General features: G+C 68.5%; 19 protein-coding genes. 6 read left to right on the top strand and 13 right to left on the bottom strand.

What is annotated here, in order from left to right; all coding sequences use genetic code 11:
• Positions 1 to 633, bottom strand: coding sequence for an LPS export ABC transporter periplasmic protein LptC (gene lptC / locus CSW60_RS03690; protein ID WP_099535970.1), 633 nt, complete (start codon positions 631 to 633; stop codon positions 1 to 3).
• A gap of 154 nt (positions 634 to 787) precedes the next feature.
• Between lptC and CSW60_RS03685 the strand changes: the two genes are divergently transcribed.
• Positions 788 to 2,440: a sulfatase-like hydrolase/transferase gene (locus CSW60_RS03685; protein ID WP_099535969.1), complete on the top strand. Its 1,653-nt coding sequence runs from the start codon at positions 788 to 790 to the stop codon at positions 2,438 to 2,440.
• Positions 2,428 to 3,444, top strand: coding sequence for a formylglycine-generating enzyme family protein (locus tag CSW60_RS03680; RefSeq protein WP_099535968.1), 1,017 nt, complete (start codon positions 2,428 to 2,430; stop codon positions 3,442 to 3,444). The genes CSW60_RS03685 and CSW60_RS03680 overlap by 13 nt, the downstream gene beginning before the upstream one ends.
• 110 nt (positions 3,445 to 3,554) lie before the next feature.
• Here the strand turns inward: CSW60_RS03680 and CSW60_RS03675 are convergent, their stop codons facing one another.
• Complete coding sequence (locus CSW60_RS03675) at positions 3,555 to 3,971, bottom strand: DUF1330 domain-containing protein (protein ID WP_099535967.1); 417 nt, start codon at positions 3,969 to 3,971, stop codon at positions 3,555 to 3,557.
• A complete protein-coding gene (locus CSW60_RS03670) occupies positions 3,968 to 4,888 on the bottom strand; it encodes a haloalkane dehalogenase (RefSeq protein ID WP_099535966.1) in 921 nt (306 codons plus the stop codon). The genes CSW60_RS03675 and CSW60_RS03670 overlap by 4 nt, the downstream gene beginning before the upstream one ends.
• A gap of 138 nt (positions 4,889 to 5,026) precedes the next feature.
• On the opposite strand from CSW60_RS03670, the gene CSW60_RS03665 reads away from it, so the two are divergent.
• The gene (locus CSW60_RS03665) at positions 5,027 to 5,650 is read left to right on the top strand and encodes a TetR/AcrR family transcriptional regulator (RefSeq protein ID WP_099535965.1); all 624 of its coding nucleotides are present in this window, start codon (positions 5,027 to 5,029) and stop codon (positions 5,648 to 5,650) included.
• 186 nt (positions 5,651 to 5,836) lie between these two features.
• A complete protein-coding gene (gene egtB / locus CSW60_RS03660; RefSeq protein WP_099535964.1) occupies positions 5,837 to 8,014 on the top strand; it encodes an ergothioneine biosynthesis protein EgtB in 2,178 nt (725 codons plus the stop codon).
• Positions 8,015 to 8,099: 85 nt separating this feature from the next.
• Here egtB and CSW60_RS03655 read toward each other — a convergent pair whose 3' ends face one another.
• Complete coding sequence (locus CSW60_RS03655; RefSeq protein ID WP_099535963.1) at positions 8,100 to 8,306, bottom strand: general stress protein; 207 nt, start codon at positions 8,304 to 8,306, stop codon at positions 8,100 to 8,102.
• Between the two features lie 9 nt (positions 8,307 to 8,315).
• A complete protein-coding gene (locus tag CSW60_RS22980) occupies positions 8,316 to 8,483 on the bottom strand; it encodes a hypothetical protein (protein ID WP_143324113.1) in 168 nt (55 codons plus the stop codon).
• 118 nt (positions 8,484 to 8,601) lie between these two features.
• On the opposite strand from CSW60_RS22980, the gene CSW60_RS03650 reads away from it, so the two are divergent.
• A complete protein-coding gene (locus CSW60_RS03650) occupies positions 8,602 to 9,267 on the top strand; it encodes a DUF1345 domain-containing protein (protein ID WP_099535962.1) in 666 nt (221 codons plus the stop codon).
• A gap of 110 nt (positions 9,268 to 9,377) precedes the next feature.
• Here the strand turns inward: CSW60_RS03650 and CSW60_RS03645 are convergent, their stop codons facing one another.
• From CSW60_RS03645 to CSW60_RS03625, 5 genes are all read right to left on the bottom strand, one after another.
• On the bottom strand, positions 9,378 to 10,151 hold the full coding sequence (locus tag CSW60_RS03645) for a hypothetical protein (RefSeq protein WP_099535961.1): 774 nt from the start codon (positions 10,149 to 10,151) through the stop codon (positions 9,378 to 9,380).
• A gap of 108 nt (positions 10,152 to 10,259) precedes the next feature.
• Positions 10,260 to 11,678: an ATP-binding protein gene (locus CSW60_RS03640; RefSeq protein WP_099535960.1), complete on the bottom strand. Its 1,419-nt coding sequence runs from the start codon at positions 11,676 to 11,678 to the stop codon at positions 10,260 to 10,262.
• Positions 11,675 to 12,439, bottom strand: a complete 765-nt coding sequence (locus CSW60_RS03635) for a response regulator (RefSeq protein ID WP_099535959.1) — start codon at positions 12,437 to 12,439, stop codon at positions 11,675 to 11,677. The genes CSW60_RS03640 and CSW60_RS03635 overlap by 4 nt, the downstream gene beginning before the upstream one ends.
• A 169-nt stretch (positions 12,440 to 12,608) precedes the next feature.
• Positions 12,609 to 13,325: an MBL fold metallo-hydrolase gene (locus tag CSW60_RS03630; RefSeq protein WP_099535958.1), complete on the bottom strand. Its 717-nt coding sequence runs from the start codon at positions 13,323 to 13,325 to the stop codon at positions 12,609 to 12,611.
• A 101-nt stretch (positions 13,326 to 13,426) separates the two neighbouring features.
• The gene (locus CSW60_RS03625) at positions 13,427 to 15,043 is read right to left on the bottom strand and encodes an amino acid permease (protein ID WP_099535957.1); all 1,617 of its coding nucleotides are present in this window, start codon (positions 15,041 to 15,043) and stop codon (positions 13,427 to 13,429) included.
• Positions 15,044 to 15,333: 290 nt separating this feature from the next.
• Here CSW60_RS03625 and hrpB point away from each other — a divergent pair, with 290 nt between their 5' ends.
• Positions 15,334 to 17,775, top strand: a complete 2,442-nt coding sequence (gene hrpB / locus CSW60_RS03620) for an ATP-dependent helicase HrpB (RefSeq protein WP_099535956.1) — start codon at positions 15,334 to 15,336, stop codon at positions 17,773 to 17,775.
• Positions 17,776 to 17,908: 133 nt separating this feature from the next.
• On the opposite strand, the gene CSW60_RS03615 is transcribed toward hrpB, so the two are convergent.
• From CSW60_RS03615 to CSW60_RS03605, 3 genes are read right to left on the bottom strand one after another with little or no spacing between them, the layout of a single operon-like run.
• On the bottom strand, positions 17,909 to 18,700 hold the full coding sequence (locus CSW60_RS03615) for an RNA methyltransferase (RefSeq protein ID WP_099535955.1): 792 nt from the start codon (positions 18,698 to 18,700) through the stop codon (positions 17,909 to 17,911).
• 3 nt (positions 18,701 to 18,703) lie between these two features.
• Positions 18,704 to 19,615 carry a class I SAM-dependent methyltransferase gene (locus CSW60_RS03610; RefSeq protein WP_099535954.1) on the bottom strand — a complete coding sequence of 304 codons (912 nt, stop codon included), beginning with the start codon at positions 19,613 to 19,615 and terminating at the stop codon, positions 18,704 to 18,706.
• Between the two features lie 17 nt (positions 19,616 to 19,632).
• The gene (locus tag CSW60_RS03605) at positions 19,633 to 21,090 is read right to left on the bottom strand and encodes a glycosyltransferase (RefSeq protein WP_099535953.1); all 1,458 of its coding nucleotides are present in this window, start codon (positions 21,088 to 21,090) and stop codon (positions 19,633 to 19,635) included.
• Positions 21,091 to 21,203: the final 113 nt, after the last annotated feature.

Raw genomic sequence — 21,203 nt, 5'->3', positions numbered from 1 at the left:
TCAGCGACGCGGCTCCAGGCGCGTGCGAACTCGGCCGTTCAAGATCACCCGATCGCCCTTGTCCTTGACGTTGTAGGCGTTGGCTTGCGTGCTGCCCTCAGGACCGGAGCCGGCGATGCCCGCATCGCCGCTGACTTCGCCGGTCCGCATGTCGATCAGGGCCTGGGGCGCGTCGAACTCATAGCCTTCGCCGTTGGTGATTTTTACGTCCTGGGTCAGCAGCAAGGTGTGCGCCGCCTCGCGATAGACGCCGCTCTTGGCCGTCGCCTGGCTGGCGTCGGGCTGGCCATAGCCGCGAACAAGGGTCGGCGAGGTCAGCCGGACCAGATCTTCGTCCTCCGAGTCGCGCTGCGCGCGGTCGGCGGTGATCAGGAAGGCGCGGCCATCCTTCAGCACGCCCGTGAACCGCGGCTTGTCCAGCAGCAGCGGGGTTGAAGAGGCCTGGGTCTGCAGCTTGCTCGACGCCAGGCTGCGCCACGAAGCTTGGCCCACGACCGCCGCGCCGACGATGATGGCGAACACCGCCAGGCCCAGGCGCAGGCGACGGACCGGCGCCCGGCGTCGGTTGCGGGCCCGTTCTGCGGCGCTGAGCGTGGGTGTGGCGGCGGCGGCGCCGTCGGTCTGGGTGAGCATTTGCGGCCATGGATAGTCCTACGCCGCCATTCGCCCAAGACCTTTGTTTCTCGCCAGGCCGGTTGTTTCGGGCGAAAAGCGGCGCATCGCCATCTATCGACACTTGTTGTGTCAATATATATGCTGCCGCCTCGGCGAGCGAGGGAGGACGAGTATGCGGCTCTTGAAGGCGCTTGGCGCGGCGGCGCTGGTTCTAGGGGTCACTGGCGCGGTCCTTTGGCTGTTCCGGTTCGACCTGATCATCCTCTTCGCCCGCGCCAAGCAGCCGAAGATCGAGGCCTATCGCCCCATCGCCTGGAGCCCGGGGCCCATGGCGCCGGCGTCTGGCGAGCGTCCGCCCAACGTCGTGTTCATCCTGGCCGACGACCTTGGCTACAACGACATCACCCTGAACGGCGGCGGGGTCGCGGACGGTGCGGTCCCGACGCCCGCGATCGATTCCATCGCCCTCCAGGGCGTAACCTTCGCCAATGGCTATGCCGGCAACGCCACCTGCGCCCCGTCGCGCGCGGCGATCATGACCGGCCGCTACGCCACCCGGTTCGGCTTCGAGTTCACGCCGACGCCGGTCGCCTTCTCGCGCGTCGTGGGCGGTCACGCGGGCGATCCGCTACATCCCTCGCGATTCAACGCCGCCGAGGTGAAGAACGTCCCCAAGGACGACAACACCGAGGCCGTGCCCTCGACCGAGGTGACCATCGCCGAGGCGCTGAAGACGCGCGGCTATCACACCGTCCACCTGGGCAAGTGGCATCTGGGCGGAATCAAGGGGGCGCGGCCCGAGGACCAGGGCTTCGACGAGAGCCTGGGCTTCATGGCCGGCGCCTCGCTGTTCGCGCCGGTCGGCGATCCGTCGGTCGAGGAGTCGCGCCAGGACTTCGACCCGATCGACAAGTTCCTGTGGGGCGCGCTGCCCTATGCGGTGCAGTACAACGGCGGGCCGCTGTTCCATCCCAACCGCTACATGACCGACTACCTGACCGACCAGGCGGTCGCCGCGATCGACGCCAATCGCAACCGGCCGTTCTTCCTCTATCTGGCCTACAACGCCGTCCACACGCCGCTGCAGGCCCCCAAGGCCGACTACGACGCCCTATCCGGGATCAAGGATCACCGCCTGCGGGTCTACGGCGCCATGGTTCGCAACCTCGACCGCAACGTCGGCCGGGTGCTGCAGGCGTTGAAGGATCGCGGGCTGGATGACAACACTCTGGTGATCTTCACCTCCGACAACGGCGGGGCGAACTATATCGGCCTGCCCGACATCAACCGGCCCTATCGCGGCTGGAAGGCGACCTTCTTCGAGGGCGGGATCAAGGTTCCGTTCCTGCTGCGCTGGCCCGCCCAGCTGCCGGCCGGCGCCGTCTATCGCAGTCCGGTCGCCCACGTGGACATCTTCGCCACCGCCGCCGGGGCGGCCGGCGCCAATGCCCCGAAAGACCGGGTCATGGACGGCGTCGATCTTGTCCCGTTCGTGAAGGGACAGGCTTCGGGCGATCCGCACAAGGCGATCTACTGGCGCTCGGGCCGCTACAAGGTGGTCATGGCGGGCGGCTGGAAGCTGCAGGTCGCCCAGGAGCCGAACAAGGTCTGGTTGTTCGACCTGGCCAATGACCCGACTGAACGGCGCGACCTCGCCAAGGCCCGACCGGACAAGGTCCGCGAGTTGACGGCGATCCTGGCTCAATTGGACAACCAGATGGTCAAGCCCGCCTGGCCTTCTCTGCTGTCGGGCGCCATCTATATCGACCATCCCGGCGGCCGGCCGTCCAAAGCCAGTGACGAGTACATCTATTGGGACAACTGAGGTTTCTGATCCTGTCGGTCGCGGCGCTTTGCCTGGCGGCCTGCGGACCGAAGACGCCCAAGGCTTGCCTGGCCGACTTGCCCGTTCCGGATCCGGCGCATCGCACGGCGGGCATGGTCAGGCTCTCCGGGGGCGCTTTCCTGATGGGCGGCGCGCCGGTCCGGCCGGAGGAGGGGCCGCCGGAGAACGTCCGCGTCGCGCCCTTCTGGATTGATCGCACAGAGGTCACGAACGCCGCCTTCGCGCGGTTCGTCGCGGCCACGGGCTATCGCACCGTGGCCGAACGGCCGCTCGACCCCGCGCGCTACGCCCACCTGTCGGCGGCGCAGCGGCGTCCGGCCTCGCTCGTTTTCGTGGGGGAAAAGGGAGCGAGGTCGGACGATCCTTCGCAATGGTGGCGGGTGATCCCCGGCGCCGATTGGCGTCATCCCGAGGGGCCCGGCTCCAGCATCCGGGGCAGGGAGGCCTGGCCGGTCGTCCACATCGCCTGGGAGGACGCCATGGCCTACGCCCGCTGGCTGGGCCGCGACCTGCCGACCGAGGCCGAGTGGGAGTACGCCGCGCGGGGCGGCCTGATCGCCAAGAAGTACGCCTGGGGCGACCAGCCTCAGGATCCGAAGCGCCCCCGGGCCAACACCTGGCAGGGCGTCTTTCCCGCCCAGGACCTGGGCGATGACGGCTTCAAGGCGCGCGCCGCGCCGGTCGGCTGCTTTCCGCCCAACGGCTATGGCCTGGTCGATATGGCGGGCAATGTCTGGGAGTGGACCAAGGACTGGTTCAAGCCTGGCCTCGAGCCCGCCAGCGTGATCGAGACGGGCGGCCCGCCCGAGATCCGCGCCCTCGACCCCGAAGAGCCGAACATCGCCAAGCACGTGATCAAGGGTGGCTCGTTCCTATGCGCGGACGACTACTGCTTCCGCTATCGGCCGGCCGCGCGCACGCCCGGGCCGCCAGATAGCGGCGCCTCGCACATCGGCTTCCGGACCGTGCTCAGAGAGCGCTAGAGCCCTTTCCGATCTGATTGCTTCAATCAGATCGGATAAAAAGGGCTCTAATTCAAAAGTTTAGAGCATTTTTCGATCCGATAACCGTTTCACACTTATCGGAAAATGCTCTAGAAGCCCGGTCCCGGCCGCGTGCGGATATTCAACTGTCCGGCCAGGCCCGCCTTGCGATGGTGCTCGATGGCGTGCATCTCGGGCGACAAGGCCATGGCCTTGAAGGCGGCGAGGGACGGGTATTCGGCCAGGGCGACGGCGTCCCACAGCTCCTCGACCTCGCCGAGCAGCAGTCCGGTGACCGCGCCGTTGTAGCGTATCTTGCCGCCCAGCCCCTCGACCAGCTTGCGGACCGCCTCGCCATAGCGAGCATAGGCTTCCCGGCCTGAAAGGTGGCTGTCCGACCCGTCGGGATACTCCGCCTTGTCGCGGAACTTCAGCAGGTTGACCATCACGAACGGCCCATCTTCGGGCGCGCCGAAGAACTCGACCATTTGCGACGGTTCGGGGAAGACGGCGTTGACGACCTTCATGCGACCGCCTCCGGCTGGGGCAGGCTGGCGACGAGCTCGTCCAGCAGGGCGGCGATCTCGGCCGGGGCGTCCTCCTGGATGAAGTGTCCGCCCTTCAGCGTCACGTGCTTGGACTTTCCCGTCGCCGGCACGCGGGCCTTGAAGATGGCGTCGCCGCCGCGCGTGATCGGGTCGGCGTCCGAGAAGGCGGTCAGGAAAGGCTTGTCGAAGCGCTCCAGCACCTTCCACGCGGCCTCGTTCTCGGCGATCGAGGCGTGTTCCGGCGTGATAGGCACCAGGGCGGGGAACTGCCGCGCCCCCTCCTTGTAGCTTTCGTCCGGGAAGGGCGCGTCATAGGCGGCGCGCTCGGCGTCGGAGAGATCCCGCGCTGTCCCGCCGTTCAGGATGAAGCCGATCGGCAGTTCGGGCGCGTTCTGGCTGAAGTTCAGCCAGGCCTCGAAGCCCTCGGTCTTGCCCTGGCCGATCGGCAGGCCGGTGTTGGAGACGACCACCGCCGCGAAACGCTCCGGGAAGGCCGCGACCAGCCGCAGGCCGATCAGGCCGCCCCAGTCCTGGCAGAACAGGACGATGTCCTTGAGGTCGTTACGGACAAGCCAGTCGCTCATCCAGGCCACGTGCCGCTCGTAGGTGTAGTCGCCGCGCTTGGCCGGCTTGTCCGAGCGGCCGAAGCCGATCAGGTCCGGCGCCACGGCGCGGCGGCCCCTGGCGACCAGGTCGGCGATGACCTTGCGGTAGAGATAGGCCCAGGACGGCTCGCCGTGCATCAGCAGGACGGGGCGCTGATCCCGCGGGCCTTCATCGACATGATGGACGCGCAGGCGCGTTCCGTCGGCGTCGGCGATCTCGGTGTAGCGAGGGGCGTAGGGCCAGTCGGCCAAGCCCTCGAACCGTTCGTCTGGCGTCCGCAACACGTCCATGGTCGATCCCTCCGCACTCGCTGTTGTATTGACATAATGAGTGTCACTATATCGCCGGCTGTCAAGAACGACCTCGGCGCTTGGCGGGTAGCGGTCATGGCGCATGGGCGCTAAGCAAGGCGAAGGAGGACCTCGGACTTGGACCGCGCGCACTATCTTTTGCCTCAGTCGAACGACGATGGGCCGTCCGTCGATGGCCGACGCCGCCGAGGGCAGGACAGTCGCGCCCGCATCGTGCACGCGATGCTCGACCTGGTCCGAGAAGGCGATGTCTCGCCCTCGGCCGAACTGGTGGCTGGGCGGGCGGAGGTCGGCCTGCGAACCGTCTTCCGGCACTTCAAGGACCTCGAAAGCCTGTATGGCGAGATGTCGGCGGTGATCGAGGCCGAGCTGATGTCCTTGGCGGACACGCCGTTCAAGGCGACTGATTGGCGCGGCAGGGTCCTTGAATTGGTCGAACGCAGAGGCTGGGCCTACGAGCGGATCGCGCCCTTCAAGCGCGCCTTCGAGGTCCACCGCCATCAATCGACCGCGCTGGATGTGCATAACGCCAAGCTGGTCGCGGGGGCTCGGGAGATTCTGAGGCGGGTTCTTCCGGCCGACCTGGCCGCTGACCGCGATCTTTTCGAAGCGATCGACCTATTGCTGAGCTTCGACGCTTGGCGACGCCTGCGCCAGGACCAGGCTCTTGAGCTCGACGCGACGACGAAGATCATCCAGGCGATGATCTCGGCTTTGCTGGATCGCACCGCCGCGGCCTGACGGTTCCGCTCCTCGGGAAGAGGGCGCGGCCGGATCAATTTGTTCAAGCCTTGCCGTGAGCGTCCTGACACGCTGTGTCAGCAGGCGAACCTGCGTCTGCTTGCCAGCGGAGGTTGGAACGCCGAAGTTTCGCGGGCGTTGTCGTCGCCTGGGCCGGCGAGCGCCACTACGTCCCGAGGAGCCTTCATGACCCCCGACGATCTGCCCGCCATTGATCTTGCCTCCATGGATCTGGCGGACGTCGAGACTGGAGACGCGGCCGAGCGTTATCGGCGGGTCCGTCGGCGCACCGAGGCTCTGGCCGCGCCGCTGTCGCCGGAAGACCAGGCCGCCCAGTCCATGCCGGACGCCAGCCCGACCAAGTGGCACCGCGCGCACACGACCTGGTTCTTCGAGACCTTCCTGCTCACGCCGTTTCTGCCGGGCTACAGGGCCTACGATCCGGCGTTCGGCTACCTGTTCAACTCCTATTACGAGGCGGTCGGGCCGAGGCAGCCCAGGCCTCAGCGCGGCCTGCTGACAAGGCCGTCGGTCCAGGCGATCAGCGCCTATCGCGCCCATGTCGATGCAGCCATGGAGCGCTTGCTCGACGGTCCGCTGACGTCCGAAATCCGCGAACGCCTCGACCTGGGCCTCGCCCACGAAGAGCAGCATCAGGAGCTGATCCTGATGGACATCCTGCATCTGTTCGCCCAATCGCCGCTCAGCCCCGCCTACCAGCCCAGCGCGCCTTCCAGCCGTTCTGAGCCTGGACCCCAACGCTTCCATCGGTTCGCGGGCGGCCTTGTCGACATAGGCGCGGATGACGCGGGCTTTGCTTTCGACAACGAGCGGCCCCGGCACCGTGTCTATGTCGCGCCGTTCCGCCTGTCCGATCGCCTTGTGACCAACGGCGAGTGGATCGCCTTCATCGACGCCGGCGGCTATCAGCGGGTCGACCTGTGGCTTTCCGAAGGTTGGGCGACCGCGCAGCGGGAGGGGTGGATCGCGCCCGGTTATTGGCGGCTCGAAGCCGATGGGGTCTGGAGCACCATGACCCTGCGCGGTCGCCATCCGGTGGACCCGAACGCGCCGGTGGTCCACGTCAGCTATTACGAGGCCGCCGCCTACGCCGCCTGGCTTGGGCGCCGGCTGCCGACCGAAGCCGAATGGGAAGCCGCCGCCACCGCGTCGGGCAAGGCGGCCCTGCGCCAGCTGTTCGGGGCGACCTGGCAGTGGACCTCCAGCGCCTACGCCGCCTATCCGGGGTTCAAGCCGGGGGCGGGCGCGCTCGGCGAGTACAACGGCAAGTTCATGGTCAATCAGATGGTGTTGCGCGGCGGCTGCGAGGCGACGCCCCCCGGCCATTCGCGCGCGACCTATCGCAACTTCTTCCATCCCGACCGACGCTGGATGTTCGCCGGCGTAAGGCTGGCCGATGACGATCGTCTGGCCGAGGTGACGCCGGGAAATCCGTTCCTCGAGGAGGTGATCGCCGGCCTGTCGGCGACGCCGAAGACCCTTCCGGCCAAGTACTTCTATGACGCCGAGGGCTCGCGGCTGTTCGAGCAGATTTGCGGCCTGCCGGAATACTACCTGACCCGGACCGAGACCGCCTTGCTGCGCGAGATCGCGCCCGAGATCGCCGCGCGCATTCCCGATGGCGCGGCCTTGATCGAATTCGGCAGCGGGGCCAGCACCAAGACCCGCATCGTATTGGACGCCGCGCCGCATGTGGCGGTCTATGCGCCGATCGATATCAGCCCAGCCGCCCTTGAAGAGGCCGCCGCCAGTCTTCGGATCGACTATCCCAGCCTGATCGTCGCCCCCCTGGTCGAAGACTTCACCCGAGCGCTCACGCCACCTGACGGCGCGCGCGGACGCCCCATGGTGGGTTTCTTCCCGGGCTCGACGATTGGCAATTTCGCGCCGGACGAGGCCGAGGCGGTGCTGCGCGGGGCGCGGGAGCTGCTAGGCGAGGGGGCGCTTTTCGTGGTCGGCGCGGACGTCGCCAAGGACCCGGCGGTGCTGATCCCGGCCTATGACGACGCCCAGGGCGTCACGGCCGCGTTCAATCGCAACGTTCTGGTCCACATCAATCGCGAACTTGACGGGACGTTCGATCCCGCCGCCTTCGCCCATCGCGCGGTGTGGAACGCCGACGAAAGCCGGATCGAGATGCATCTGGAAAGCACCCGCGGCCAGATCGTCATGGTCGGCGATCACGGCTTCAGCTTCGTGGCGGGCGAAACCATCCACACCGAGAACTCCTACAAGTATCGGCCCGAGGCCTTCGACGCGATCGCCCGCCGCGCGGGCTGGACCGTGGCGCGGCGCTGGATCAGCGAAGAGCCGACCTTCGGCGTCTATCTGCTGACGGCCTGATCGACATCCAACCGACATACGGACGCGAAAAAGCGCCGGTTCCGAGGCTATCGGAACCGGCGCGTTCGAACTTCGGTTCGATCGCTTAGACGCCGCGTTCGCCGGGGCGAGCGCCGCGCGAGGAGGATCCGCCCTTACGACCGGCGTTGGCCGCCAGGTCTCGATCCTTGGCGAAGCTGCGCTTCTCGCTGGGCACGCTCGCGCCGCCCTTCCTGGCGATCTCGCGCCGGCGTTCCGGGTCCATGGCGGCGAAACCGCGACGACCGCGGGGACGTTCGCTATCGGTGTCCATCTGGGGCTCCTAGTCGGGACTGGTCACAGGCGGTACGAGCGAGGGCGCGACGCCATAGGGACGATCGTCCCCGGGATCGACCGGCGGCGAGGTGGGGGGCTCCTCGACGGGGATGACGCCAGGCTCGTACTCGGGCGGCTTGGGCTCGGTAGGAGGCGGGGCGTCGGGGTCGGTCATTGGTATCGTTTCCTGCGCGTTCCGGTGAAGTAACCAGCGAGGACGCTTTCGGTTCACCACGAAGCCGCACTAATTACACCGGACAGGGATTGTTCCGGTTCCAAGGAGTCGCCCAAGAATGCCGCGCAACACCAAGCAAATGCCGCGACGCGCCCTGTCGCATTGGCGTCTGGCGGCGGCTTTCGCGGTCGGGATAGTCGTCTGGATAACGGGGAATTATTTCAGCGCGCCGCGCGGGGCGCGCCTGTTGCTGGCTTGGGACAGCGCGGCCCTGGCGTATCTGGCGCTGATGTGGGCGCTATTCATTCGATCAGGAGAGGCGCAGATGCGCTCGCGCGCGGCCAGCTATGACGAAGGCGTGCCGGTGCTGATGTTGATCGTCCTGGCCGCCATCGCCGTCAGCCTCGGCGCGGTGGTCGACGCGATGATCGTGGCCAAGGACGCGCCGAGCAGCGCCCGGGCGTTGATCATCGGCTGCGCGGGGGCGACGCTGGCGCTGTCCTGGCTGGTGCTGCAGACGGTGTTCGTCCTGCACTACGCGCACCGCTATTTCGCCGCCGGAAAAGACAAAGGCGGCATCGAGTTCCCGGGCGAGCAGCCGACCAGCTATCTCGACTTCGCCTATCTGGCCTTCAGCGTCGGCGCGACCTTCCAGGTGTCGGACAACAACATCCTGACCTCGAAGCTGCGCCGCCTCGTCACCGCCCACGCGGCCGCCGCCTACTTCTACAACACAACGGTCCTGGCGCTGGGCATCAACATCATCGCCAGCCTGGTGGGCTAGAGCCCTTTCCGATCTGATTGCATCAAGCAGATCGGCTAAAAAGGGCTCTAATTCAAAAGTTTAGAGCATTTTTTGATCCGATAACCGTTTCACACTTATCGGAAAATGCTCTAGCGGCGGGGCGGACGGCCGGCCCGCTTGCCGCGGTCCTTGCCGCCTTCAGCCATTCGCTGGGCGGGAGTCTGGGGCAGCTCCTCCAGCTTCAGCACGCCGTCCTTGTCGCGATCCAGCAACGCGAAGCGGGTCTTGGCGGCCTTGGCCGCCTCGTCCTTCGTGATCCGGCGGTTGAAGTCCGCGTCCGCGCCCATGACCGGCTCAGGCTCGGCGATCAGGCCGTACAGCGAGGCCCCTTGCAGCATGTTGGCGCCCGCGCCGCGCCGGCTCCGGGGCGCGTCATCGCCGCCGCCGCCGGGAGGACCGCCGCCTCCGCCTGGGCCGCCGCCGCCGGGGCCCTGACCCATCGGGCCGCGCCGCATCGAGGGCGACGCCCCCCCGACGATCTCGGGCGCGATCCGGGTTTCGTAGGCCGAGACCTCGAAGCCATCGATCACGCCGTCATGATCGGCGTCGACCACGGCGAAGAACCGCAGCGAATCCGCCACGAACTCGTCTCGGCTCAGCGCGCCGTCGTGATTGGCGTCGGCGCCGGAGAACCAAGCGGCGACGGGATAGGCTTGGCCGGGAGGGGCGCGGAAGGGCTCGCCCGCCGGACTGATGAACACCTGCGGGCCGCCCATCATGCCGGGGCCGCCAGGACCGCCGCGTCCTGGCGGTCCGAAGTCCTCGCCGTCGGGACCGCCTGGGCCCTTGTCGGGCGGACCGCTGGCGCAGGCCGAAAGGGTGGCGGCAAGAAGCCCGGTCAGGGCGAGGGCGCGAAGCGTCATCGTGGGGTCTCCATCGCCAAGCTTTGAAGACCGCTGGGATTACCGGGCAATGTCAGGGGCGGCGGCGCGGTTTGCCGTCGCGCAACAATCAGTCGCCTTTCGCAAGCTTCAGGCCGGCAGACGCACGCTGGCGCGAAGGCCGCCGCCGGCGAGGTTGGCTAGGGAGACGTCGCCGCCGTGAGCGCGGGCCAGGGACCGGACGACCGCCAGGCCGAGGCCAATGCCCCCGGTCTCGCGATTGCGCGAGGGCTCGCCGCGATAGAAGGGCTCGAACACCCGCTCCAGTTCGGCCGGCGGCACGCCGGGGCCGTTGTCGTCGATCTCGATGATCGCCATGCCGTCCTCGGCATAGACCCGCCCGCGGGCCGCGCCGCCGTATTTCAGGGCGTTCTCGACCAGGTTCTGGACGAGGCGCTTCAGGGCCACGGGGTCGCCTTCGATCACGGTCTTCTCGGCGCGCTCGACGGTGGTGTCGCCGCCGGTCTCGGCGGCTTCGTCCATTACGCTCTCCAGCAAGGAGGCCAGCTCCAGCTTGGTGCGCTCGGCCGGACGGTTGGTGTCCCGCACGAAGCCCAGGGTCGCGGCGATCATCGTCTCCATCTGATCGATGTCGGCGGCCAGTTTCGGACGGATGTCGTCGGGCGCGGCCTCGATGCGGAATTTCAGGCGGGTGAGGGGCGTGCGCAGATCGTGGGCGATCGCGCCGACCATGGCGGTGCGGTCCTCGACGTAGCGCCGAAGGCGCTCCTGCATCATGTTGAAGGCCGAGGCGGCGGCGACCACCTCGGTCGAGCCGGAGAGGCTCAAGGGCGGCGTGCGCGGGTCCTTGCCCAGGCGTTCGGCGGCGTCGGCGAAGGCGGTGATCGGCTGCGCGAGGCGACGCGCGAACAGCCAGGCCAAGGGCGTTACGGCGATCACCGACAGCAGCAGGATCAGCAGGATCCGTTGCTGCCAACTGTCGAGGCGGAAGGTGGGCTTGGGCTCGACCACCAGCCAGCGACCATCGCTCTGGCGCACGCCGAACTTGAAGTCGCCGAAGATCAGCGGTTCGTCTCGGGGCTGGCCGCGGGCCCCGGGAGGGCCGCCGGGGCCGGGCTCCCGGGCGAAGGGCTCGCGGGCCTGCCGGCCATTGGGAGGGGGCGGCGCGTCCGAGGGTTTTGGCGGGTTGACCGGCGTGCGACGGACGAAGAACCGCGGGCCGTTGTCGATCTGCAGTTCGACGCGATTGACCGGAACGCCGATCGCGCGCGCGATCCCGGCCTTGAAGTCAGCGCGCCGGATGCTGTCCTGGCCATTGGAGCGCAGCGAGCCTTGCTCCTTGACCACCAGCAGTCGGCCGTCGCGAGGCTGCACGGACTGGCCCGTCTTGAGCGCGCGGACGATCTCGGCCGAGCGATAGAATTCCGGCGGCGGCGGCGGCAGGTTGAAAATGACCGCGATCGCGATCAGCTGGGCCGCCACCAGGGTGACGATCACCAGGCCCAGAGCCTGAGCGAACAGCGGCGCGCCGCGCCGAAACATCGTCATGGGGTGCGCACGACCTTGGCGGTGAACATATAGCCTTCGCTGCGGATCGTGCGGATCAGCTCGCCGCCGCCGCCGTCGTCCAGCTTGCGCCGCAGGCGGCTGATCTGCACGTCGATGGCGCGGTCATAGGCGTCGCTGTCGCGGCCGCGCGCCAGATCCAGCAGTTGGTCGCGGGTCAGCACGCGTTGGGGCCGCTCCACGAACGCGCGCAGCAGCGAGAACTCGCCGCTGGAGAGGTTGACGACCACGGACTGGGGCGAGCGCAGCTCACGGCGGACCAGGTCCAGCCGCCAGCCGGCGAACTCGCAGGCCGCGCCCATGGCGTCGTCGGCCACGCGGGGTTCCTGGCGCCGGCGCAGCACGGCCCGGACCCGGGCCAGCAATTCGCGCGGGTTGCAGGGCTTGGGCAGATAGTCGTCGGCGCCGAGCTCCAGGCCGACGATCCGGTCGGTCTCCTCGCCCATGGCCGAGAGCATGATGATGGCGGGGCCGTCGGCGGCGGACGACAGGCGGCGGCAGATCGCCAGGCCGTCCTCGCCCGGCAGCATGACGTCCAGGACGATCAGGTCGATCGGCCCGCGCGCGAGGACCTGCTCCATCGTGCGGGCGTCCTGCGCCGTCTCCACGGCGTAACCGTGGCGGCTGAGGAAGTCCGACACCACGTCGCGGATGCCGGGGTCGTCGTCGACGATCAGGATGCGCGGCGCCGCGCCCCGGGGAGCGTCTGGGTCGCCTTGGACAATATTCTGGGCGTTTTCCATGTGCGCTTTCCTGTCACGGCCCCGTCACGCTCAGATTTCATCTCTGAAACAGCCGCGCAACCCTCCGGTGGCATCGAAATCGGGTCAGGGGGCCGTCCCTCTATCACGTGGCCCTCTGGCGTACGGGCCCGGTCTGCTTCCCCCCTTAGCGGATCGGGTCCGGTTGACCTTAGCCTGGCGAGTGGTTTTCGGGCGCGTGATAGGCCGCGCCCTGCGCCTTCATCGCGGCCACCGCGCGATCGCTGACGAACGGATTGTTCCGGCGCTCGGCTCCGAAGCTGGACATCGGTCCGTGTCCGGGCACGAAGCGCACGTCGTCGCCCAGCGGCCAAAGCTTCTGGGTGATGGCGTCGATCAGGTCCTGGTGATTGCCCATCGGGAAGTCCGTGCGGCCGATCGAGCCTTGGAACAACACGTCGCCGACCTGGGCGAACTTGGTCTGCCGGTGGAAGAACACCACGTGACCCGGCGTGTGCCCAGGGCAATGCAGCACCTCGAACTCGGTCTCGCCCAGGGTGACCTTATCGCCGTCGTGCAGCCAGCGGTCGGTGACGAAGATGCGCGCCTCGGGCATGCCGTACATTTCGCCGCTCTGCTGGATGCGATCGATCCAGAACTGGTCGGCCTCGTGCGGCCCTTCGATCGGAACGCCGGTGCGCGCCTTCAGCTCGGCCGCGCCGCCGGCGTGGTCCATGTGCCCGTGGGTGATCCAGATCTTCTCCAGCGTCAGGCCCTTGTCGGCGAGAGCCTTGAGAAGGCGGTCGACCTCGCCGCCCGGATCGATGATCGCGGCCTTCATCGTCTTCGCGCACCAGACGATCGTGCAGTTCTGCTGCAGCGGCGTGACCGGGGCGATCACGGCGGCGATGGGCATGGCGTCACTCATCGGGCGACCTCCGCAGAAAGGGGCGGCAAAGAAAAAGGGCGGGAGCCGAAGCGCCCGCCCTTCTGACCTAAAGCCTAACGGCTGGAGATCAAGCTTGCCCTTTAGTCGCGCTCTTCCTTCGAGCCCGGCGCCGGGGCGCCCGGCATCGGCGGAACGGGGCCGGCCGGCGCATCGGCGGCCAGTTCCGGAACCTCGGTGAGGCCGCGGCCGACGTGGCTCTTGCGGTAGCCATAGGCGAAGTAGATCACCAGACCGACCGCGCCCCACACCGGCAGCACGGCCATCGCCTCGAGCGGCAGGTTGAAGTACAGCACCGCGCAGCCGACCAGCGCGATCGGGGCGACGACCCAGATCATCGGCGTCTTGAACGGACGCGGACGGTTCGGGTCCTTCACGCGCAGCACCATCACGGCGATCGACACCATGAAGAAGGCGAACAGCGTGCCCGAGTTCGAGATGTCAGCCAGCTGACCGACCGGGAAGAAGGCGGCGGCCAGCGCCACGAACAGGCCGGTCACGATCGTGACGATGTGCGGCGTCTTGAACTTGGGATGGATGCTGGCCAGCTTTTCCGGCAGCAGACCGTCGCGCGCCATCACGAAGAAGATGCGGGTCTGGCCGTAGATCATCATCAGGATGACCGAGGGCAGGGCGAGGTTCGCCGCCAGGCCCAGCAGGTTGCCGACGAGCGGGAAGTTGATCTGGCGCAGGACGTGGGCCAGGGCCTCGTTCGAGCAGACCAGAGCGTCCTTGTTGGCCGCCAGGTTGCAGGCGGCGGTGAAGGCGGCCGAACCCGGCTGGACGGGCGAACCGTCAAGGCCGAGCACCGGTTGGGCGCCCATCGCGCCGATCGCGCCAGCCGCGACCAGCAGGTAGAAGATGGTGCAGATGGCCAGCGAGCCAATCAGGCCGATCGGGACGTTGCGCTGCGGATTCTTGGTCTCCTCGGCGGCGGTCGACACCGCGTCGAAGCCGACATAGGCGAAGAAGATCGAGGCCGCGGCGCCGACGACGCCCATGCCGGTGGTCCCCGCGGGGCCGAACCAGCCATTGGGGGTGAAGGGCGAGAAGTTGCCGGTCTTCAGCACGGGCAGGGCCAGGGCGATGAACACCGTCAGGGCGGTCACCTTGATCGCCACCAGGGCGGCGTTGACCGTGGCGCTTTCGGTGGTCCCGATGACCAGCAGGGCGGTCACGGCCAGGGCCACGATGATCGCGGGGACATTCACGATGCCGGCGCTGAAGTCGGCGACCGGCATCCAGCCGTTCATCGACCAGGCGGGACCATGGCGGATGGCGTCAGGCCAATGGAAGCCTAGCGCGTTCTCGATCAGCCCCAGGAAGTAGCCGGACCAGCCGACCGACACGGCGCTGGCGGCGACGGCGTATTCCAGGATCAGCGCCCAGCCGACCATCCAGGCCAGCAGTTCGCCCATGACGGCGTAGGAATAGGTGTAGGCCGAGCCCGAGACGGGTACCATCGAGGCCAGTTCAGAGTAGCAGAGCGCGGCGAAGGCGCAGACGGCGCCGGCGATCACGAAGCTCCACATCATGCCGGGGCCGGCCTTCTGCGCCGCCGCGGCGGTCAGAACGAAAATGCCGGTGCCGATGATCGCGCCCACACCCAGCAGCGTCAGCTGCACGGGACCCAGCGAGCGGTGCAGCGATTTCTTCTCGGCCGTCGCTAGGATCGCATCAAGCGATTTTACGCGCCACATAGTTCCTCCTGGATAGGCAAGACTCCCCCTGGGGTCGCCTTTGGAAAATTTTGCGGACCGTGACCCTTTTATGAGCATGGGGTCAAGGTCGGGCGGTTAAAGCGCGTAAATGTTCTCCGCGCTCCTGACTAGGGCCTGTCGAGTTTGGATGGCCATCCAAACTCGAAAAAACAGGCCCGCTCTAAAAGCATGCAGAGCGTGATCGCCGCCGAAACCGCTAACACTTTCGGCTATCACGCTCTGTCCAGAGATGCTTGGCGTTAAGCGGCCAGGCCGTTAAAGCCGGCGCGATGTTGCCCATTTTCGAGGCCCTTCCAGCGCTGAAAGGCGCCCTTGGCGCGCGGGAGACCGCCGTTCTCGTCGCCCCGCCGGGCGCGGGCAAGACCACGGCCGTTCCCTTGGCGCTTTTGGAAGAGCCGTGGGTTCAGGGCCGCAAGCTGATCGTGCTGGAGCCCCGGCGCCTGGCCGCGCGCGCCGCCGCCGCGCGCATGGCCGCCAATCTGGGCGAGTCCGTCGGCGAGACGGTCGGTTTCCGCGTGCGCCTGCAGTCCAAGGTGTCGGCCAGGACGCGGATCGAAGTGGTCACCGAGGGCGTCTTTACACGGATGATTCTCGACGACCCGGGCCTGGACGGCGTCGCGGCCGTGCTGTTCGACGAGTTCCACGAGCGCAGCCTGGACGCCGATCTGGGCCTGGCTTTCGCCCGCGACGTCCAGAGCGTCCTGCGCGACGACCTGCGCCTGCTGGTCATGTCGGCCACCCTGGACGGCGCGCGCATCTCGGCGCTGCTGAACGATGCGCCGGTCGTCGAAAGCCAGGGACGGATGTTTCCGGTCGACACGCGCTACCTCGGCCGCGACGAGCGCCAGCGTTTGGAGGAACGCGTCGGTCGCGCGGTCGAGCGGGCGCTGGCCGAGGAGACGGGTTCGATCCTGGTCTTCCTGCCGGGGCAGGGCGAGATCCGGCGCGCCGAGAGCTGGCTGAACGAGCGGCTTCGGCGTCCCGACGTCGACGTGGCGCCGCTGTATGGCGCGCTGGAGCCGGCCGCCCAGGACCGTGCGATCTCGCCGGCGCCCGCCGGCCGTCGCAAGGTTGTGCTGGCGACCTCGATCGCCGAGACCAGCCTGACCATCGAGGGCGTACGGGTGGTCATCGACGCGGGTCTGGCCCGCGTGCCCCGCTACGATCCGGCCTCGGGCATCACGCGCCTGGAGACGGTGCGCGTCAGCCGCGCCGCCGCCGACCAGCGCCGGGGCCGCGCCGGGCGGACCGAGCCTGGCGTCTGCTACCGCCTCTGGGACGAGCCGGAAACGCGGTCGCTGCCAGCCTTTGCTCGGCCCGAGATCCTGGAGGCCGACCTGTCGCGCCTGGCGCTGGACCTCGCCCGCTGGGGCGCAAGGGACGCTGGCGGCCTGACCTTCCTCGATCCGCCACCCGCGGCCGCCTTCGCCGAGGCGCGAGGCCTGCTCACCCGCATCCAGGCGCTGGACGCGCAGGGCGACCTGACCGCCCACGGCAAGGCCCTGGCCGAGATGCCGCTGCCGCCGCGCCTGGCGCATATGGTCGTGCGCGGCGCGGCCTCCGGTCAGGGGCGCGAGGCGGCCGAGGTCGCCGCCGTGCTGACCGAGCAGGGCCTGGGCGGCAAGGATGTCGACCTGCGCCGGCGGCTGGAGAACCTGCACCGCGATCGCTCGCCCAGGGCGCGCGACGCCATGGCCCTGATCGAGCGCTGGGCGCGCGCGGCCGGCAAGCCGTCCGGCGCGAAGGAACTCGAGGTCGGCCTGATGCTCGCCGAGGCCTATCCCGAGCGCGTGGCCAAGGCGCGCGGCAAGCCGGGCGAGTTCCAGCTGGCCGGCGGGCGCGGCGTCTATCTGGAGCCGACCGATCCGTTGGCTCGCGAGAGCTGGTTGGCGGTGGGCGAACTGGGCGGCGGAGACAGCCGCGACCGCATCCTGCTGGCCGCCGCGGTCGAGGAGACGGAGCTGCGCGAGGCCTTCGCCGATCGTCTGGTCGCCGAGGACCGCCTGGAGACCGCCGGCGGCAAGGTGCGCGCCAAGCGGCTGCTGCGCCTGGGCAAGCTGGTGCTCGAAGAGCGACTGATCGAGAACCCGGACCCGGCGATGATCGCCGGGGCTTTGATGGACCAGGTCCGGGTCGAGGGGCTTTCGGCGCTGCGCCTGGGCGAGCGGGGCAGGGCGCTGCTGGACCGCGTGGCCTTCCTGCGGGAGGTCGATGGCGAGGACTGGCCGGACCTGTCCGAGTCTGCCCTGATCGAACGCCTCGACGAATGGCTGGAGCCGCTGCTGGCCGGTCGCTCGTCGCTGTCCAGCCTGGACGAGGGGTCGCTGCACGACGCGCTGAAGACCCTGGTGCCGTGGGACCTGCAGCGGAAGATGGACGCGCTGCTGCCGGCGCGCTTCGAGGCGCCGACCGGCAACACCTTCGCGATCGACTACGCCGCAGAGGGCGGGCCGCGCGTCGAGGTGCGGGTCGGGGAGCTCTATGGCCTAGCCGAGCATCCCAGCGTCGCGGGCGGCAAGGTCCCGCTGACCCTGGCGTTGCTGTCACCCGCCCACCGCCCGATCCAGATTACCAAGGACCTGCCAGGGTTTTGGAAGGGCTCCTGGCGCGAGGTGAAGGTCGAGATGAAGGGGCGTTATCCCCGGCACGTGTGGCCGGACGATCCGGCCAGCGCCGCGCCGGTGACGCGGGCGAAGCCGAGAGGGACGTGAGGTCGGTAGAGCAAATCCTCCCCCTAGCGGGGGAGGTGGCGCGAAGCGCCGGAGGGGGAAGTCCGCAGGCCTTGCCTCTTCCCCCTCCGTCGTCGCTACGCGCCGACACCTCCCCCGCTGGGGGGAGGATTTCTCAGCCCGTCACCGTATAAATCATGATCCCGGTCGCCACCGACAGGTTCAGGCTGTCCGCCCGGCCGCGCATCGGGATCTTGACGTTGACGTCGCACGCCGCGGCCAGTTCCGGCGGCAGGCCCTGCTGCTCGTTGCCCATCAGGATCAGGGTGGGATTCACGTAGTTGGCGGACTTGTGGTCGACTGTGGCGGTCAGCAGGGTGCCCACCACGCTGCCGGGCCAGGTCTCGCGCCAGGCCAGGAACTCGGGGATCGTGGCCTTGGCGATCTTCACCGCGAAGATCGAGCCCATGGTCGCCCGCACGCCCTCGACCGAATAGGGATCGACGCAGTCGCCGACCAGGATCACCCCGCCGCAGCCGGCCGCGTCGGCGGTGCGGATGACGGTGCCCAGGTTGCCGGGATCCCGGACCGCCTGCATGGCCACCCAGCAGGGGGCGCTCTCGGGAACGATGGCCGCCAACGGCGTGAAGACCTGCCTGAACACCGCCACGACCGCCTGCGGGTTGTCGCGGCGCGAGACCTTCTCGAGGATTTCGCGATTGACCTCAATGACTTCGCCGCCGGCCTTCAGGCACGCGGCGACGGCCTTCTTGAGCATCGGATGGTCGGCGGCGTCGGGGCCGTACATGACGATCTTGGGCGCGTGGCCGCAGTCGATCGCCTCGATGACGATCTTCAGGCCCTCGGCCAGGAACAGGCCGCTCTCCTCGCGCTCCTTGCGCATGTGCAGGGCGCGGACGGCCTTGACGGTGTTGTTGGTCAGGGAGGTGACGGTCTTGGTGCTCATGACTTACGCCTCAGAAGACCAGCGGGCGAAGAACGACAGGCCGATCTGGCGGTCGCCCTTGTCCTCGACCAAAGAGAGCTCGCCCCAGTCGATGACGCCGCTGCGGCCTTCCAGCTCCTGGGCCAGCAGGCCCGACAGCGCCGCGCCCGAGACGCGGGCGGCGTAGGCGTTCATCAGCAGGAACGAGGCGTCGTCGCTGAGCAAGGCGGCGACGTCCCGTGTCAGGGCCGCCAGGTCCTCGAACAGCCGCCAGACCTCGCCGTCGGCGCCGCGGCCGAACTTCGGCGGGTCCAGGATGATGCCGTCATAGACATTGCCGCGTCGGACCTCGCGGGCCACGAACTTGCGGGCGTCCTCGACGATCCAGCGGATCGGCTTTTCCGCCAAGCCCGCGAGGGCGGCGTTCTCGCGCGCGAAGCCGACCGACTTCTTGGACGCGTCGACATGGGTGACGGCCGCGCCGGCGGCCGCGCAGACCAGCGAGGCCACGCCCGTATAGCCGAACAGATTCAGGACCTTGGGCTGGCGATCTGAGGTCTTGGAAAAGGCCCGCACGCGCTCGTCCTGCCAGGCCCAGTTGGCGGCCTGCTCGGGGAAGAAGGCCAGGTGGCGGAACGGCGTGAACTGGCCGTGGAACTTGGCGCCGCCCCAGGCCAGCGGGAACTTCTCGATCGGCTTGCCCTTGAAGCGCCAGCGGCCGGCCTCGTCCTCGTCGGTGGGATCGAAGACGGCGTCAGCGTTGTCCCAGACCTTCTGGTCCAGGCGCGGGGCCCAGAAGCACTGCGGCTCGGGGCGCACGACCGTGTAGCGGCCATAGCGTTCCAGCTTCTTGCCGTTTCCGCTGTCCAGCAGGGCGTAGTCCGCCCAGCCGGTGGTGCGCATGACGATGGGGGCGGGAGCGATCTTCGGGGCCATCGCCCGCCCATACCTTCTTACAGCCGGACCCGTCCAGAGCGCGGGGCGTGCAGCGTCTTGTCCCAACGGTGCGGATCGGTGACGAACTGGGCCAGAGCCTTGGCCGCCGCCACGCTCTGCGCCAGCCAGTAAAGCGGCATGCCCAGCAGGTGCAGGGCCTTGGGCTGGCCGCCGGCGCGCATGACGCCGCGCGCCCCCGCGAGCGCCGCCGAGCTCCAGCCCAGCGCGTAGAGCACGAGGTCGGCGGCCGGGATGTCGAACCGCGAGTCCGGCCAGTAGTCGATCGCCGCCGCGAGGATCGCGACGCTCATCACCGGACCATGCAGGTGCGAGGACGCCACCGACTGGGCCAGGGTCAGGACCAGCGCCGCCGCGTTGCGGGCCTGGCGGACGATGCGGCCGCGCGAGTGGACGGCCAGGGTCTGCATGTGCCCCTTGATCCACCGCGCTCGTTGCGGAAGCCATTGGCCCCAGGTGGTCGGCGCGGTCTCCCAGGTCGGCCTGGAGATCACGCCCAGCCGGTAGCCGGCGGCGGCGAGGCGGAAGCCGACGTCCGCGTCCTCGGTGACGTTATAGGCGTCCCAGGCTCCGATCTGGCGCAAGGGGCCGACCTTGAAGTGATTGCTGGTGCCGCCCAGCGGAAAGGTCAGGCCCCACCTCGCCAGGGCCGGCAGGAGCACCTCGAAGTGGGCGGCGTATTCCAGGCGAAACTGCGAGGGCAGGAACAGCGAGAAGCCTGGGTCTTCGATGCGCAGGGGCGCCTGCAGGCACGCCAGGCGCTCATCGGAGGCCGCGAAACGGGCGGCGGCTTCGCGCAGCTGGCCGGGGTCGGGCATGTCCTCGGCGTCGTAGATCACCACCAAGTCGCCGCGGGCGCGTTCAAGCGCGTGGTTGCAGGCGCGGGGCTTGGTCTTGGGCGTTCCCGGCGGGACGATCAGCACCTGCGCGAAGGCCGGCAGGTCCAAAGCGCGGACGGCCGCCAGGGTCTGGGCGTCGTCGGCCTCCAGCACGATCAGCGCCTGCAGCCGATCCCGAGGATAGTCGATCGCCGCCAGGTTCTCGATCAGCTCGCCGATCACCTCGGCCTCGCGATAGAGCGGGGCGATGATCGTGTAGGCGGGCAGGTCCTCATCGGCCAAGGGCGGCGACGACCTGGTCGCCAGCGGCGTGCAGGCGGCCGCCAGCCGAGTCAGTCCGCCCAGCAGAAACACCGCGAAGAACAGGTGGTGCACGCCGACCAATCCGGCCGTCGGCGCCAGCGCCATGGCGACCGCGATCGCAAAACCCGCCGCGCCTATGGTCGCGGCCTGGGCTCGGGACAACGACAGATGGGCGCCGTCCCTTGCAAGGGATGCGCGCGGATCGGCGGTCGTCGAGACCTTCGCCGCCGCCTCCAGTTCAAAGCCCTGAACTCCGGGCGCAAGTCCGCCCGCCGGCGCGAGCGCCGGTTCCAACCGTCTATCTTCACGCGCCATCGTCGCCCCAAGACGCCAGATCGCCCCAACGGCGTGGATAACGATGTCTCAACCAAAAGGTGTCAAATGGAAAAACACTCGTTTTAAGACGCTTTCTCGCGCGCGCGAGATCT

The organism is Caulobacter sp. X, assembly GCF_002742635.1.
Classification (GTDB): Bacteria; Pseudomonadota; Alphaproteobacteria; order Caulobacterales; family Caulobacteraceae; genus Caulobacter.
This window is presented reverse-complemented; position numbering and strand designations above follow the sequence as displayed.